Here is a 15,122-nt window from a genome sequence, read left to right as displayed (position 1 = left end):
AGACGACGCGCGGCGTCCTCTCAGTTGGACGCCGCAACGGGTCGGTCCGCCGAGGCCACCGGCCGCGCCGTTGGCGCTGGCGCCGGCGCCGGCGCCGGCGGGGCGGCGGCAGACTCGGAGGCCGTGCGCACCAGATTGGGGCCGCGGACGCTGGCGGCGGCCAGCTCGTCCTTGTCGATGTAGCCGTCGTGGTTCTTGTCCAGAGCCGCGAAGTTGGCCTTCAGCTTCACACCTTGCGCGCCGCGCAGCTCCGACGGCTCCAGCTTGCCGTCCATGTTCGAGTCCAGCGCGCCCATCAGCTGGCCCTTGGCCATCAGCCGGTCGAAGTCGTCGTGCGGCTGCGCCACCGTCTCGCCGACCCAGCGGTAGTGGATGAAGAAGGTCAGCATCTCGTCCGTGGTCTGCTCGCCGAAGACGATCTCCTTCTTCGGGTCCGGGTTGCCGTGGTTGCGGGTGGAGTTGTCGTAGGTCCAGCGGTTGATGATGCGCGAACCGGCCGGGACCTTGATCGGGTCCTTCAGATAAAACTCGCACTGCCAGTTGAAGTCGTAGCGCGGCACAGCCAGCACCATCTCCTCATGCCCGTCGGGATAGAGGATCGAGACCTGGGTCGATCCCCCGCGCACGTGGGCGTGGGCCGTCAGGCCGTACATCAGCATGTCCTTCGGGACGTCCGTATAGGCCACCTCCGGGTGGTATTCCTCGCCGGCCGGGATGGTGATGCCCGTGCCGTACACCCCGTAGGTGCGCATCGGGTACTTCGGCTCCTGGCCCTTGGGATAGAAGTAGAGTCCGACCTGCGTGGCCTCGGTCGTGGGCTTTCCATAGGGCGTGTAGTGGGTCTGCATGTGGATGTCGGCGTTCGCCGGCACCCAGACGCCCATATCCTTGGGCACCAGGTTGATCACCCGGCCCGGGCCCTGGCCGCCGATGCCGCCGGCCGCCGCCTCCTGGCGCACCATCACCCCGTTCTCGCCGGGCGATGAGAGCGTCGTGGTGACGTGGTGCAGCACCTTTTTATCGGTCACCAGGAACTCGCTGGCGCGCAGCCAGCGGCCTTCGGCGAGGCCGCTGGCCACAACGGGATTCTGGTAGGGCAGAACGCCGGTGGCCGGCACGTCCACCTTCGGCAGGGCCAGCACCAGATCCGGCTGGCCCAGCTTCCACGGCGGGGCGTGGAAGCTCTGCTTGGCCAGCGGGTCCTCGCCGCTCCCCCGCGCGGCCCCGTCCTCGATCCAGTGGACCAAGGTCTTCAGCTGCTCGGATGACAACCCCTCGTTGGGCGCCCAGTGGCCGACGGTGACGTCCGGTTGGAAGGGCGGCATGCGGTGGGTCTGCAGCACCTCTCGGATCATCGGCGCGAAGCCCTTGATCTGCTCGTAGCTGGTGAGCTGCATCGGCCCCAGCCCGCCGGGCTGGTGGCAGACCACGCACTTCTGCTGGACGACCGGGGCGACATCGGCGGCGTAGGAGATCTTGGCGCCCCGGCTCTCGGTCTTCAGCGGATAGGCGATGGCCTCGCCCCGCACCGGTTCGGCGGGGAGGCTGAGCGGATGGCCCGCGACGAGGGCGTCGAGCGCGCGCCGCACGGACGACGATGCGATCGGGCCGCGGAAGGCCACCGACCAGTCCTTCGGGTTGAGCACCAGCACTTCGGCCGAGCGAGTCAGGGACAGGCTCTCGCCGACCAGTTGCTCATAGTCGAACAGCACCGGGATATTGAGGCCCGCAGCGGCCGCGTCGGCGGCCAGCTTCTGGCGGGTGTCGCCCAGTTGGGGATCGATCACCAGGACCTCAACGCCCTGGCTGGCGTAAGCCGCCTTCAGCGCCTGCAGAGCCGGGACGTCGGCCCGGAACTGGGCGTCGCCGGCGGCGTAGCTGACCAGGACCACGGCCTTGTCGTCGTCCATCTTGTAGAGGCGGCGGCCGATGTAGTGCTGGTCGGCGAGCTGGAAGTCGCCGACATGCTGCGGTCCGGACGGAGTCGGGGGCGCACTCAGGCCAGGCGAACCGCCTAGGAGAGCGAGGACTGAACCGGCGAACATCAGGCCAGCCACCTTCGCGGCCGTACTCCGGGATATCGTCATCCCCGCTCTCCCTATGGCGACCGCACTGGGTGGCGGCTTTTCCAAAGCGTCGGACTCTCCAAGAAATCCTATGCCGAATTCTAGCGCCGTCCAGTCGTGCCACAACGTCATCCTGGATTCCGCGCCGTGGAGACTTGACTTGCATCTGTCATGACGGCGGCGAATGCTGACTCCCAAAGGGCCTTTCCGGACGTCGGAGCGGATCGGCCAACAGGGAGGAAATCCGATGATCCGCAAACCGATCGCCCTCATCGTTGGGGTGACCCTGGCGCTGCTCGCCCAGACAGCGACCGCCCAAACAGCGGCTGGCCAGACAGCACCCGCGCAGACGGCGCCGGCGCCCTATCGCGCGCCGCGCGCCCTCGATGGACATCCGGACTGCAGGGGACTTGGACCAACGCCTCCCTGACGCCGTTGGAGCGGCCGCCGGCGATGGGCGAACGCAGGGCGATGACGCCGGACGAGGTCAAGGCGATCGAGGGCCGCCGGGCGGACATCATGGCCAAGGACCGCGCGCCGACACCCACCTCGCTCGACGCCAACAAGCTGCCCTGCTACGCGGCCAACCTCAGCCAAGGGGGCGACAACGTCGACTGCGGCTACAACGCCTTCTGGACCGACCACGGCGATGCCGTGATGCGGGTGAACGGCGAGCCCCGCACCTCGCTGATCACCTTCCCGGCCAATGGCCGCATGCCGCCGCGCCTGCCGCGGCCGGCCAACGCGGGCCCCGCGCCGGTGCGCGGCGTCTACGGCCGCGCCGGCGAGAACCCGGAGAACCAGACGCTGGCCGAACGCTGCATCACCTCCTTCGCCAACCACGCCGGGCCGGTGATGCTGCCGTCGTTCTACAACTCCAACTACCAGATCGTTCAGGGCCGCGATGCGGTGGCGATCCTGGTCGAGATGATCCACGACGTGCGGATCGTCCGGCTGAACGCCCGGCACGGCCCGACGCGGTCCTGGTACGGCGATAGCATCGGCCACTACGAGGGCGACACCCTGGTGGTCGAGACCACCAACTACAATCCCAACGAGGCGCTGTTCGGCGGCTCGGCCAACATGGTCGTCACCGAGCGCTTCACCCGCGTCGGGCCCACGCGCCTGCGCTACGAATTCAAGGTCGAAGACCCGAGCGTCTGGGCGAGCCCCTGGGGCGGCGAGTACGAGTTCTCCCCCGCCAAGGGTCCCGTCTACGAGTACGCCTGTCACGAGGGCAACTACGCCCTGCCCGACATCCTGGCCGGGGCGCGGGCGGCCGAGGCCGAAGCCCGCAAGGCGACCGCGGGGGCCGGCGGCGGGACATCCCAACAGTAGATCATGTCAGGGGCCTGGCGGCGGATCGCAGCAGAAAGCACGTCGGCTTTGCGCCGGGACCGGAAGTTCACGTCGCCTCCATCGAAGCGCCAGACCGGGCCAGCGATGTCCTGAGGTGGCCGGCTTGCATGGGGGCGCCGATCACGTCGTAGCCGGCCGCGGCCTCGTCGATCAGCGCTGAGGCGGCCGAAGGGTCGCCCAGGGTGGCGGCGAACAGGGCCCGCCACTCCAGAAGCGACGGGCCGAGGGTCTTCGCGCCCGTCCGTTTGATCAGCGCCTCGGCCCGGTCGAGCGCGGCTTCCACAGGCGCCTTGGCTGCGGGACCGTCGCGGGCCAGCAGGGCGCAGGCAAGCACGCCCAGGGCCTGAGCCTCGAGATTGGCGCGCAGCATCGTGCGGCACATCTCCACGGACTGCTGCGCCATATCCGCCGCGGCGGTGGCGTCGCCGGACAGGAGCAGGGCCTGGGCCAGCAGCATGGCCGACATGCCCGCGTGCTGGCGCTCGGCTACTTTGTGGATGTCGAGCGCCGCGCGGGCGGTCTCGACCGCGTCCTGCGGCCGGCCGGTCCCCAGAGCGACATAGGTTTCGCAGAGGCGGCGGTGGGCGACGATGGTGAGCGGGTCGCCCAGCGCGGTGCAGACCTTGTCGACCTCCTCGGCGCAGGCGACGACCTTGGGAATATCCCCCGCCGTGAGATAGGCCAGCGCCGCCCAGGACCAGAGGTAGGCGGCGGCTTCCGGCGAGCCGTCGGCCTCGACGATGGCGCGGCCCTCCTCGTAGGACGCCAGTCCCTCCGCAAGCCGGCCGGTCAGGGCCAGGCAGGTCGAACGCCAGAAATGCATGACGGACCAGGGGTTGAACCCCTGCAGCCATTCCGAACGGGGCGCATCGTTGCTGAACTCGGCGAGGCCCGCCTCCGCCACCGCCAGGGCCTCCGGCAGGCGGCCCGTGTAGAGGAAGGCGTCCGCCAGGAAGCCGGTGGCGTTGGCCTGCAGCGCCAGGTCGTCGATGCGCCGCGCCGCCTCCAGGTTCTCGAGCGCGAGCTCGGCGTAGGTCGAAAGATCGCCGGCGGAGCAGCAGGCGCGGTTGTAGACGATGGCGACCCTGACCTCTCCCGCGGGGTCGCCGGCGGCGCGGGCGAAGGCGCGGCCTTCATCGAGGATCGTCTTGATCTCCGCGGCGCTGACTTCATAGCGCCAGCTCAGGTTCAAGAGGTGTGTGCAGGCCGTCGCGCCGAGCCCGGCCGCCTCGACGTTCTCCGGCAGATCCGCCACCAGCGCCCGGACGCGTCCCCAGTGCCAGGCGGCGGCGTTCAGGTCGGTGAGGCCCACCCACTCGGCGGCGAGCCGGTGGCTGCGCGCGGCTTGCAAGGGCTCGCCGGCGTCTTCCCAGTGGTGCGCCAGCAGCGCCGCCTGTTCCTCCGGCCGCCCCGGCCGTTGCTCCAGGGCGCGCGCCACGGCGCCGTGGATCTGCCGCCGGCGATCCTTGAGCAAGGCCCCCAGCGCGATCTCCTGCGCCAGCGGGTGGCGGAAGGCGTACTCCGCAACCGGGAACAGCGAGCGCTCGACGATGAATTCGGCGCGGCGCAGGCTCGACAGCGCCGCCGTCAGGTCGTTGGGGGCGAGATCCGCCACGGCGGCCAGCAGCGGTTCCGAAAACTCCACGCCGATCACCGAGGCGACCTGCAGCAGCTGGCGTTCGCGGTCGGCCAGGCGGTCGATGCGCGCGGCGACCACGGCCGCGACGGTGACCGGCACGTCGAGTTTTCCGACCCCGGAGACCAGGCGATAGTCTCCGCGTTCGCCGCTGAGCTGCCCGGTCTCCCACAGGCTCTGCACGATCTCCTCGACGAAGAACGGGTTGCCGTTGGCGCGTTGTCCGATCAGCGTCCTGAGGCGGGTCAAGCCTGGGTCGGGTCCCAGCAGGTCCTCCAGAAGGTGCTCCAGCGCCGTCCGGCCGAGCGGAGCCAGGGCGATCTGGCGGCACCACGGCGCCTTCATCCAGCTGGCGTCGTACTCCGGGCGGTAGGTGAGCAGCAGGACGCTGCGCGCCCCGCCGCGGGCGTCGACCATGTGTTCCAGGAACTGCTGGCTGGAGGTGTCCATCCAGTGCAGGTCCTCGATCAGGGTCACGGTCACCTGGTCGCTGCCGGCGCGGCCGATGACGTGGCGCATCAGCGCCAGAAGCTGCCGCTGGCGCGCATCCGGATCGAGCTGCGGCGTCGGGCTGGCCGCGTCGCCGACGCCCAGGAAGTCGAACACCAACGGGCTCATGGGCGCGAGCGCCGCGTCGAGGCTCACGAGACGGCCTTCGATCTTCGTCCGGGCGGTTTGGGCGTCGTCGTCGGCCCGGACGCCGAAGAAGGCGCGGAACACCTCCAGGACCGGCAGCAGGGGCAAGTTGCGCCCGTGGGAGACGGCGCGGCCCTCGAAGACCGGGATTCCTTCGGCCCGGCAGCGCTCGAGGAATTCGAAGCACAGCCGGCTCTTGCCGGCGCCCGCTTCCGCCACCAGGCCGACCACCTGCCCCTCGCCGGCGTCAGCCAGGCTGACGGCGTCCCGCAGCAGCCTCAGCTCCGCCTCGCGCCCGACGAGCTGGCTCAGGCCCCGGGCCTTGGAGACGTCGAAGCGCGTGCGCGCAGGGCGGGGCGCGACCACCCGGAAGGCGCGGGCGCCGAAGGGCTCGAGATCGAAGGCCCCGCCCGCCAGCGCCGCGGTGACCGGGCTGATCGCCACCGCGCCGGGCGCGGCCTGGGCTTGAAGCTGCGCCGCGCCGTTCACCGGAGCGCCGAAGGCGGCGCCCTCGCCGCTGATGACCACAAGGCCGGTGTCGATCCCGATGCGGAGGAAGAGCGGCGGCGCGCCCTTCGGGTGGAAGCCTTCGAGGGCCTCGACCAGCGCCAGTCCGGCGCGGACCGCCTGTTGCGCATCGTCCTCGCGGGTCTGTTGCGCGCCGAACACCGCCGCCACGGCCTCGCCTTGCGCCGCTTCCAGACGGCCTTCGAACCGGCCGATGACTCCGGCCATGGTCGTCTGGAAGGCGAGGACGATGTCGCGCCAATCCTCGGGATCCAGATCGGCATCGTCGGCCCCGGCCGGCGCGGCCAGGAGGGCGCAGTTCAGCACCGACACCTGACGCCGCTCCGCCTGCGGGGCCCGCGGTCCAGCGGCGCGGTCGGGCGGTGGTCCGGCGGAAGGGGCGCGGCCCACCAGCCGCCGCACGTCGTCCACCAGCGCGCGCCAGACCTTGTCCTGGCGGTCGCCGCGCCAGTGGGCGAGGTCCGCGGTCTGGGTGAGCTCGAAGATGATCGGCCGCTTGCAGGCCTCGATCATCACCGGCACCAGGATGCCGCTGCGGTCGGCCTGGGTGGCTTCGGCGCGGACCCAGCGGGACTCCACCGACCGCGGCGACCAGAACACCAGCACGGCCTTGGCCTGGGCCAGGGCCTGCTCGATCACCTGGTCGAAGGCGTCGCCCGAGCGCAAGGCGGAATCCCACCAGACGCTGAACCCCTCGGCTTCCAACGCCTCGGCGAACCGCTGGACGGCGGCCTTGTCCTCACGGCCATAGGAAAGGAAGACGTCCGGCACGGCGGGACCCGGTCAAGTCGCGTTTCAACATCGGCGCACACGGACGATGCGCCGGTTCCCCTGCGGGGCGAATTGCACCTTGCGGGCAAGCTCAACAGCCGCGCAATCTAAATTCCCGCGTTCGGCGAACCCTCGCGGGAAACACGCCTAAGGAGACCCAATGCCCTACGTCGACGTTCCGGACCCCACATCGCGGCGGTTCTACTACGAGGATACCGGCGGCGGCGGCCCGGTGATCGTCTTCTCCCACGGGTTCATGATGGACCATGAGATGTTCGCCCCGCAGGTGGCGGCGCTGAGGGCGAACTACCGCTGCATCACCTGGGATCAACGCGGTCATGGCCTGACCGCCGCCCGGCGCCTGTCGCCATTCCGCTTCTATGACGCGGCCAACGACCTCAGCGACTTCATCGACGCCATAGGGCTGCCGCCGGCGGTCCTGGTGGGGATGTCGCAAGGCGGCTTCCTGACCTTGCGCACCGCGCTCTCGAACCCCGACGCGGTGGTCGGCCTGATCCTGATCGACACCGAGGCCGGCGTCATGTCGCAGGAGCAGATCAAGGGCAACGAGGCGCTGCTCTCCGCCTGGATCGCCAACGGTTTCAGCCAGGGGCTCGGCGAGGCGATCGCCAACCAGATCATCGGGCCCGGGGACGGCCAGCCGCTCTGGCCCGGCGCGCAAGCCTGGATCGACAAGTGGAGCCAGGACCTGCTCGTGAACCTGATCCCGTCGTTCAACGCCCTGATCGACCGGCTGGACGTGACCTCGATCGTCGGCGCCATCAAGCAGCCCGCGCTGGTGATCCACGGCTCGGTGGACAAGTCGATCGACCCGACGATGGGGCAGGCGCTGGCCGCGGCGTTGGGCGATGCGGCCTTTCAGCTGATCGAAGGGGCCGGCCACGCCTCGAACCTGACCCATCCCGATCAGGTCAATCCGATCATCCAAGCCTTTCTCACCAGCCTGGAGATGCTGCCGCCGCCGTCGAAAGGGTGACTGGCGCGGTTGGTCCCCGTCCCGCTGGGAACGCCCGCTACAGCGTGGCCAGTCGGTCCAGCTCGTCGCGAAGAACCCGGCGGGCGCTTTCCGGATCGCCGCCGGGCGGCGTCGGGATCGTCATGACCACAACGCTTCCCCCGCCGGGCCGCGGCAAGACGCGGAGGAAGGCGCCGCCTTCCCTGCCCGGCGCGATCTCGCGCAGATAGTCCACCGAGCGGACCTTAGGCTCGACGACCACCCGCAGCGCAAAGGCCTGCCCCGCCTTCACGGCGAGGTATTTGGACGCCCCCGGTTCCGGATCCACCGCGTCCGCGAAATTGGGCGCCCACCGGGGGATGTTCCGGGGATCCCGGAGGAGGTCGAAGATGGCGTCTTCCGCCGCTTCGAGTTCGATGGCGAGCGTCACCGTCCGGCTCATGGTTCCGATCTTCCCCTGCGGAGCAGGTGATATGGGATGCGGCAGCGTCGAGCGTCAGGGGATCGCGCGCATCGCAGCGCGCGACCGCTTCGCGACCGATGACGGCTACGACGACCAGCGCACCGCCCTGGAGCACGCCGGGATCGACAGGGTGGACAGCCTGCCCGGCGCCCGGAAGCGCTAGAGACGGCGGCTCGGATGCAGCGCCGCGGCCTAGTCCTCGGCGCACAAGGGGGCGGCTGGGGACCGGGCGGAACACGGCGGAAATCCGGGCAAAGCCGTGTCGGGCGCCCGCCGACATCTGCGTCGTGGATCTGGTGGCAGAGCCTCGCTGGTGGGCCCGGCAGGACTCGAACCTGCAACCAGACCGTTATGAGCGGCCGGCTCTAACCATTGAGCTACAGGCCCCAGCAGCGATGCGCGCCCCGGGCGGTTAGCATGCGCCGCCCGGGCCTTAAAGCTTGCGTTCATCTGCGGTTTGCGAGCTTTGCGGTGCGGCGGGCGGGCTGAAGGAGACAGCGATGACCACCCTTTTCCGCGCCGGGGCGCTGGCCCTGGCCCTGGCGGCGACCGGGGCGCCGGCGGCTTTGGCCCAGGCGGAAAGCCCCGCCGCCGCCGACCGCTTCCACGCCACCACGCTGACCCTCAGCGCCTATGGCGAGACGGTGGTCGAGCCGGACATGGCCAGCCTGCACCTGGGCGTCACCACCGAGGCCAAGACCGCGGCCGAGGCCATGGCCGCCAACGCCGCCCAGATGTCCCGCATCCTGGCGGCGCTGAAGGCCGCCGGGATCGCAGCGAAGGACATCCAGACCTCCGGCCTCAACCTCAATCCGCAGTACGTCTATGTGCAGAACGAGTCGCCGCACATGACCGGCTACCAGGCCGCCCAGCAGGTGACGGTGCTGGTGCACGATCTGGCGAAGCTGGGGCCGGTGGTGGACGCCACGGTCTCCGCCGGGGCGAACCAGGTGAACGGGATCAGCTTCTTCGGCCTCGCCGATCCCACCGCCGCCGAGGACGCCGCGCGCGAGCAGGCGGTCCGCGCGCTGAAGGCCAAGGCCGACCTCTACGCCCGCGCCGCCGGCTACCGCGTCTTGCGGCTCGTCACCCTTAGCGAGGGCGGCGCGGTCGAATCCCCGCCGGAGGCGATGGTGCCGCTGATGGCCAAGACCCGCGTGCAGGGCGTGCCGGTGGCCACGGGCTCGCTGAACGTGCGCGCCGAGGTGAGCGGCCTCTACGAGCTCTCGCGCTAGAGGCCGGCGTCCTTGAAGGCCCGCGACAGCCGGTCGGCCATCATCCGGCCGGGGAAGGCGCGGTCGCCCTCCATCATGGCGGCGTAGACCAGGCCCTTGCCGGGGATCGGCCCCGACGCCCAGCCCACCCCGCGCGAGGCGTCGGCGGCGGAATTGCAGGAGAGCGCCCGCGGCTGGCCGTCCTTCAGGGTGGCCTTCAGCAGTTGGTCGATGGTCTGCAGGCCGTTGGCGGAACCTGCCGCCGCGCCCGTTCCCGTCCCGGCGCAGGCCGGCAGCGGCCGGGCGCAGGCGGTGTGGCTGTTGTAGCGGTAGACCAGCTTGCCGCTGGCCTGTTCGGCGATCAACAGGCAGGAGGATGGGTCGCCAATGGCGCGCGAGACCGCCGCGTCCAGGGTGTCCTTGTCGACTCCCTTGGGCGCGCCCGGCGAACAGGCGGCGGCTCCTAAGGCCAGGAGGACGAGAGCGGAAGCGGCGGCGAGCGGGCGCATGACCATGCGCATCGATACCGAGGAAGCCCGCCCGGTTCAACGCGGGGACGGTAGGACGCCTCGGAGGCTCAGCCGGCGTGGGCGTGCAGGAAGTCGGTCATCTGCCGCAGCACCGGCGCGCGGCCGCGGAACATCCGCGAGAGCGCCAGCACGATGCCGACGTGGTCGATCTGCGGATAGTGCTCCTCCTCCACCGTCACGCCCTTGGCGCGCAGGGCCTTGGCCAGCTTCACGGTGTTGCGGGGGAAGACCATGGTGTCCTTGTCGCCGGTCGCCAGGAAGGCCGGCGGCGAGGCGGCGGTGACGAAGCTTATGGGCTGGGTCGCGGCCAGGTCCTTGGCCTCGCCGAAGGTGCGGATAGCGATGGGGTCGGTGAGCGGCAGGAAGTCGTAGGGCCCCGACAGGCCGGCCAGCGCCTTGACCCGCATGGGGTCGACCCCGGCCTCGGCGAGGTAGCGGGTATCCAGCGCGATCATCGCGGCGTTGTAGGCGCCGGCCGAGTGGCCGATGAGCACGATGCGGCTGGGGTCGCCGCCATATTCGGCGGCATGGTCGACCGCCCAGCGGACGGCCTTGGCGCCATTCTGCAGGAAGCCCGGATAGCGCACCGCCGGATAGAGGCCGTAGTCCGGCACCAGGGTCACGAAGCCGCGCGCCGCCAGCGCCTGGCCCACCCAGTTGTAGTCCTGCCTCCGGCCGGTGTCCCAGGAGCCGCCGTAGAAGAACACCGCCACCGGCGCGGCGGCCTGGCCCTTCGTCCGGCGCGGCGCATAGACGTCGAGCTTCTGATAGGCCTCGGGCCCATAGGCGACGCCGCTGGCGCTGCGCATCGCCGGGTCCTTGGGCGCCAGCGTCGCGAACAGGCTGAGCGGGGCGCAGGCGGCCGCCAGCGAGGCCGCGATCGCGGCCAAGCCCAGCCGGCGTGTGGTCTTGGCGAGTTCGCTCATGATCCCCCGAGGGCGTCTCCCGGCTCCTGGCTAGGTCACGATCGCGCGCCAGGCAACCTCGCTGGGCGCGGCAACCATCTCCCGGCCCTCAGGTTGTACGCACGAGCCGCACAAGGAGACGCGCCATGGGCCATCCCAGCCATTCCGGCGAAGCCATCACCATCCAGAAGGTCGACCCGATCCTCGACACCGGGGTCGTGGTCACCACCACCGCCCAGCAGACCGACGGACGGCTGGAGGACCGCTATTCGGCCTATCACGACAACCTCTCCCCGCCCCTGCGCTGAACCGCCGTGCCTGACGCCAGGGCCTGGACGGTGATCGTCGAGGACCCTGACGCGCCGCAGGAACAGCCCTTCGTCCACTGGATGATCTGGAACATCCCCGGCGACACCCGCGGCCTGCCGGAGGGCCTGCCCAACGCCGCCGCCCTGGTCACCCCGCAGGGCGCCATCCAGGGCCGCAACGGCCAGCACGGCTTCGGCTACTTCGGCCCGCGTCCGCCCTCCGGCCATGGCCTACACCACTACTACTTCCAGGTCTTCGCCCTCGACGCCGCCATCGACATGGGGCCGGAGACGCCGCTCAAGGAACTCCTGAACGCGCTCAAGGCCCGCACCCTGGCCAGCGGCGACCTGGTCGCCACCTACGAGGCGCCCACCCAGCAGTAGGCGGCGCTTGACGCCCGCGCCCCGGCCCTGCGCAATGGCTCCCTGAACGCCGATCACAGGCGTCGGCATCAGGGAGTACGGCCATGGACGGCGATCAGGCGAGCGGCGGGTTTGTCGAGGCAGGCCTCAGCCAGATTCCGCCCGCCCTGCAGGCGGTGGTCGACAGCGGCGACCTCTCGGGCTTCGTCACCCTGATCTGGCGCAAGGGCGAGGTGGCCCAGGTGACGACCATCGGCCGCCGCGACGTGGAGGCCGGCCTGCCGATGACGCGGGACACGCTCTTCCGCATCGCCTCGATGACCAAGCCGGTGACCTCCATCGCGGCCCTGATGCTGTGGGAGGAAGGCAAGCTCTCGCTGGACGATCCGATCACCAAGTGGCTGCCCGAGTTTTCGGACATGCGGGTGCTGAAGGACGCCGCCGGCCCGGTCGGCGACACCTACCCGGCCCCGCGCGACATCACGGTCGAGGACCTGATGACCCACCGATCGGGCCTGGCCTACGCCTTCACCTCCGTGGGCCCGATCGCCCAGGCCTATGAGGACACTCTGGGTCCGCCGCTCGGCGGGACCATGACCCCGGACGAATGGCTGAAGCGGCTGGGGACCCTGCCGCTCTCCTATCCGCCGGGCGAGCGCTTCCACTACAGCCACGCCACCGAAGTCCTGGGCTACCTGGTGGCGCGCATCGAGGGCAAGCCGCTGGGCCAGGTGCTGAAGGACCGCATCTTCACGCCCCTCGGCATGGCCGACACCGACTTCTGGTGTCCGCCGGAAAAGCGGGGGCGGATGGCCAAGCTCTACCGGATCGACCCCGCGACCGACCGGCTGCAGGACGTCTCATATCCGCACGTCGACAGCCAGCCGGTGCTCGAACCCGGCGGCGGCGGCCTGATCTCCACGGTTGACGACTACCTGAAGTTCGCCCGCATGATGCTGGGCAAGGGCGAGGTCGACGGCGTGCGCCTGGTGAAGGCCTCGACCATCGAGATGATGTGCGAGAACCGCCTGACCCCGGCCCAGCGGCAGATCCCCTTCATGGGCATTCCCTTCTGGATGGGCCAGGGCTTCGGTCTGGGCGTCTCGGTGATCACCGACCCGGAGCAGCAGGCCTGGATGGGCGCGGGCTCCAAGGGCGCGTTCGGCTGGCCGGGGGCCTTCGGCACCTGGTGGCAGGCCGACCCAGCGGAGGACATGGTGATGCTCTACCTGATCCAAAACTCCATGCCGCTCGGCCCCGACGCCGCCGCGCAGCTGGCGACCGGCCAGCGCATGGCCGGCCGCGCGGCGCTGCCGGTGTTCCAGAAGCTGGTCTACGGCGCGATCGGCAAATAGCCGGCGCGGCGTCAGGCGTTTAGCGGCTCAGCGGGGCCACGCACATCGGCTGGCCCTGCCAGGTTCCCTCGACCCGGCCGTTGACGATCGACTTCAGCCGCGCCTGCTCATAGGCCGCGCTTTCGCCGGGCGGGTTCTGGCCGTACGCACACACCGGCGCCTTCACCTCGCGCGACGCGCCGGGGCAGCTGCAGACGTCCTCGCGGGTGTCGAGGCGGCTGGCGTTCCGCGTCACGCAATTCGCCGAGACCTTATGGCCCGCACCGTTCAGGCAGATGGTCATGGCGTCGGAACTCTTGACGCCCGGCTGGGCCAGGGCGGCCCCGGCGACGGCGAGGCTCGCCGCGGCAAGGAGGATGGAAAGCTTCATAGGCGGTCTCCGTCGTGGTCCCCCGTTCCGCGCCCATTCAGCCGCCGATCTGCCGTGGACGTCAACGGTCGGCGATGGGCGCGAAACGGCGCGACAGGCCTAACGCCGGTTCACCACATAAGCTCGCGATGGCTTAACTGTGGGCGGCGTAGGCTGGCGCCATGGACCCGATCTCCACCGCCCGCTACGGCATGATGGCTGCGACCCAGGCGCTGACGGCGTCCGCCAACCGCGTTGCGGCCGGCGGCGGCCCGGCCGGCGACGTCGACTACGCCCAGGAAGCCGTGACCCAGATCCAGGCCGGTCAGAGCTTCAAGGCCGACGTCGGCGTGATCAAGGTCGCCGACCAGATGTGGCAGTCCCTGCTCGATCTGCAGAGCACGCCCCGCTCCGGCCAAACCGCCTCCAACTAGGCCGTCCACTCCGCCTCGACGTGGCGCAAGACGCTCGCCCAGTCACCGGCCGCGGGCTGCCGCAGTAGCCGGACCGACGGGTACCAGGGCGTGTCTTCCCGGCGCAGCATCCAGCGCCAGTCGGGCCAAATCGCAGGCAGCAGGATCCAGGTCGGCTTGCCCATGCTGCCGGCGAGGTGGGCCACGGCGGTGTCGACCGTGACCACCCGCCGAAGGCCGCTGATGAGTTCGCGGGTGGTCTCGAAGTCCTTGGCGCCGCTATCCTCAGGCTCCAGGCTCACCGCGCCGGGCAGGCTTCGCAGCGTCAGGCCGGCCTCGGCCGGCAGACTGCGGGTCGCGTCGTCGGGCAGTTGCGGATTGCCGCGGACCGCCACGCCGACGCCGACGCCACCGGCTCTGGATGGAACCGCCAGTGGCGGGGGAATCGTCTCCAGCGTCGTCTGGAAACGCCCCGGCAACGATAGCGAACAAATCCAATAGTCCCACCGGCCACTGACTTCGCCATATCGCGGAACGGTTTCGCAAAATCTGCCGATCAGGCGCCGCAACGGGTCGCGGCAGGCGTACTGAACCGTGGCGCCCCGCGCCTGCAGCAGGAGGATGTAGCGCGCCATCTGTATCTGGTCGCCGAAACCCTGCTCCTCCCAGATGAGGATTCGTTTGCCGTCCAGAGCCTCGCCCCGCCATTCCGCAACGCCGCCACGCGGCGCCGAGGGCGCCTTGCTGGGCCGCAACTCCCAGCCCGGCCAAGCCTCGGCGTAGAGGCCAAGGCGCAGCCGCGCGACCGCGCGGAGATACTGCGTCTCGTCCTGGGGTTCGACGCCGATCAAGCCGTCATAGGCCTGCGGCAAATCCTCGAACCGCTGTTGTTCGCGAAGGAGCGCCACCAGGTTGTGGTGCGCCGCCGCAAGATCCGGGGCCTGGGCGATCAGCCTGCGATAGACGTCCTCGGCCTCGGCGAGTTGGCCGGCTCGATGCGCCGCCACAGCGGTCTCGAATTGCTCCCGCAGATTCAACGCGTTTGACGACGGCAATGCGCGCGACCGCGCGGGACCGCCTGCTCAGCCACGCCTTCATCCATGACCGATCCTAGCACGCCGCCAACCGGCGCCCCAGCCGCCTCAGGCGAAGGCGATCCATCGTCCGGCTGCGGCGCCCATGACCCAGACGAGCATGGTGGCGTAGGCGATGAACTTGGTCAGCGGCCCGCCTTCCTGCTCGGTGCGTCC

15 protein-coding genes and 1 tRNA gene are annotated in these 15,122 nt (G+C 70.3%); 8 read left to right on the top strand and 8 right to left on the bottom strand.

The annotated features are described in order from the left end of the window. Positions 1-20 precede the first annotated feature (20 nt). Positions 21-2,087 (bottom strand): redoxin domain-containing protein, encoded by a 2,067-nt coding sequence (locus tag E8A49_RS09630; RefSeq protein ID WP_293379740.1) that lies wholly within the window; start codon positions 2,085-2,087, stop codon positions 21-23. A 432-nt stretch (positions 2,088-2,519) separates the two neighbouring features. Here E8A49_RS09630 and E8A49_RS09625 point away from each other — a divergent pair, with 432 nt between their 5' ends. Next, positions 2,520-3,404: a hypothetical protein gene (locus tag E8A49_RS09625; RefSeq protein WP_293379737.1), complete on the top strand. Its 885-nt coding sequence runs from the start codon at positions 2,520-2,522 to the stop codon at positions 3,402-3,404. A 67-nt stretch (positions 3,405-3,471) separates the two neighbouring features. On the opposite strand, the gene E8A49_RS09620 is transcribed toward E8A49_RS09625, so the two are convergent. After that, a complete protein-coding gene (locus E8A49_RS09620; RefSeq protein ID WP_293379734.1) occupies positions 3,472-6,996 on the bottom strand; it encodes a TIR domain-containing protein in 3,525 nt (1,174 codons plus the stop codon). 160 nt (positions 6,997-7,156) lie between these two features. Here E8A49_RS09620 and E8A49_RS09615 point away from each other — a divergent pair, with 160 nt between their 5' ends. After that, the gene (locus tag E8A49_RS09615) at positions 7,157-7,993 is read left to right on the top strand and encodes an alpha/beta hydrolase (protein WP_293379731.1); all 837 of its coding nucleotides are present in this window, start codon (positions 7,157-7,159) and stop codon (positions 7,991-7,993) included. Positions 7,994-8,030: 37 nt separating this feature from the next. Here E8A49_RS09615 and E8A49_RS09610 read toward each other — a convergent pair whose 3' ends face one another. Continuing rightward, positions 8,031-8,414: an SRPBCC family protein gene (locus E8A49_RS09610; RefSeq protein WP_293379728.1), complete on the bottom strand. Its 384-nt coding sequence runs from the start codon at positions 8,412-8,414 to the stop codon at positions 8,031-8,033. 31 nt (positions 8,415-8,445) lie between these two features. Here E8A49_RS09610 and E8A49_RS09605 point away from each other — a divergent pair, with 31 nt between their 5' ends. Next, complete coding sequence (locus E8A49_RS09605) at positions 8,446-8,598, top strand: hypothetical protein (protein ID WP_293379725.1); 153 nt, start codon at positions 8,446-8,448, stop codon at positions 8,596-8,598. A 148-nt stretch (positions 8,599-8,746) separates the two neighbouring features. On the opposite strand, the gene E8A49_RS09600 is transcribed toward E8A49_RS09605, so the two are convergent. Continuing rightward, positions 8,747-8,822 (bottom strand) — tRNA-Ile (locus E8A49_RS09600). Between the two features lie 113 nt (positions 8,823-8,935). On the opposite strand from E8A49_RS09600, the gene E8A49_RS09595 reads away from it, so the two are divergent. Next, complete coding sequence (locus E8A49_RS09595; protein WP_293379722.1) at positions 8,936-9,670, top strand: SIMPL domain-containing protein; 735 nt, start codon at positions 8,936-8,938, stop codon at positions 9,668-9,670. Here the strand turns inward: E8A49_RS09595 and E8A49_RS09590 are convergent. Both E8A49_RS09590 and E8A49_RS09585 read right to left on the bottom strand, forming a co-directional pair. Further along, complete coding sequence (locus E8A49_RS09590) at positions 9,667-10,158, bottom strand: hypothetical protein (protein ID WP_293379719.1); 492 nt, start codon at positions 10,156-10,158, stop codon at positions 9,667-9,669. The genes E8A49_RS09595 and E8A49_RS09590 overlap by 4 nt on opposite strands. A 68-nt stretch (positions 10,159-10,226) precedes the next feature. Beyond that, complete coding sequence (locus E8A49_RS09585) at positions 10,227-11,105, bottom strand: alpha/beta hydrolase (protein ID WP_293379716.1); 879 nt, start codon at positions 11,103-11,105, stop codon at positions 10,227-10,229. 125 nt (positions 11,106-11,230) lie between these two features. On the opposite strand from E8A49_RS09585, the gene E8A49_RS09580 reads away from it, so the two are divergent. The 3 genes from E8A49_RS09580 to E8A49_RS09570 all read left to right on the top strand — a co-directional run bounded on the left by E8A49_RS09580 (position 11,231) and on the right by E8A49_RS09570 (position 13,110). Further along, positions 11,231-11,392 (top strand): hypothetical protein, encoded by a 162-nt coding sequence (locus tag E8A49_RS09580; protein ID WP_293379713.1) that lies wholly within the window; start codon positions 11,231-11,233, stop codon positions 11,390-11,392. Positions 11,393-11,398: 6 nt separating this feature from the next. Continuing rightward, the gene (locus tag E8A49_RS09575; protein ID WP_293379710.1) at positions 11,399-11,776 is read left to right on the top strand and encodes a YbhB/YbcL family Raf kinase inhibitor-like protein; all 378 of its coding nucleotides are present in this window, start codon (positions 11,399-11,401) and stop codon (positions 11,774-11,776) included. Positions 11,777-11,859: 83 nt separating this feature from the next. Continuing rightward, positions 11,860-13,110, top strand: coding sequence for a serine hydrolase (locus tag E8A49_RS09570; protein WP_293379707.1), 1,251 nt, complete (start codon positions 11,860-11,862; stop codon positions 13,108-13,110). A 19-nt stretch (positions 13,111-13,129) separates the two neighbouring features. Here the strand turns inward: E8A49_RS09570 and E8A49_RS09565 are convergent, their stop codons facing one another. Continuing rightward, positions 13,130-13,480, bottom strand: a complete 351-nt coding sequence (locus tag E8A49_RS09565; RefSeq protein WP_293379704.1) for a hypothetical protein — start codon at positions 13,478-13,480, stop codon at positions 13,130-13,132. 161 nt (positions 13,481-13,641) lie between these two features. Between E8A49_RS09565 and E8A49_RS09560 the strand changes: the two genes are divergently transcribed. Further along, positions 13,642-13,893, top strand: a complete 252-nt coding sequence (locus E8A49_RS09560) for a flagellar basal body rod C-terminal domain-containing protein (RefSeq protein ID WP_293379701.1) — start codon at positions 13,642-13,644, stop codon at positions 13,891-13,893. On the opposite strand, the gene E8A49_RS09555 is transcribed toward E8A49_RS09560, so the two are convergent. Beyond that, positions 13,890-14,909: a hypothetical protein gene (locus E8A49_RS09555; RefSeq protein ID WP_293379697.1), complete on the bottom strand. Its 1,020-nt coding sequence runs from the start codon at positions 14,907-14,909 to the stop codon at positions 13,890-13,892. The genes E8A49_RS09560 and E8A49_RS09555 overlap by 4 nt on opposite strands. Between the last annotated feature and the right edge of the window lie 213 nt (positions 14,910-15,122).

Source organism: Phenylobacterium sp. (assembly GCF_004799515.1).
Classification (GTDB): domain Bacteria; phylum Pseudomonadota; class Alphaproteobacteria; order Caulobacterales; family Caulobacteraceae; genus Phenylobacterium.
Note: the sequence above shows the minus strand (reverse complement) of the source record. Positions and strands in the feature narration are given on the sequence as shown.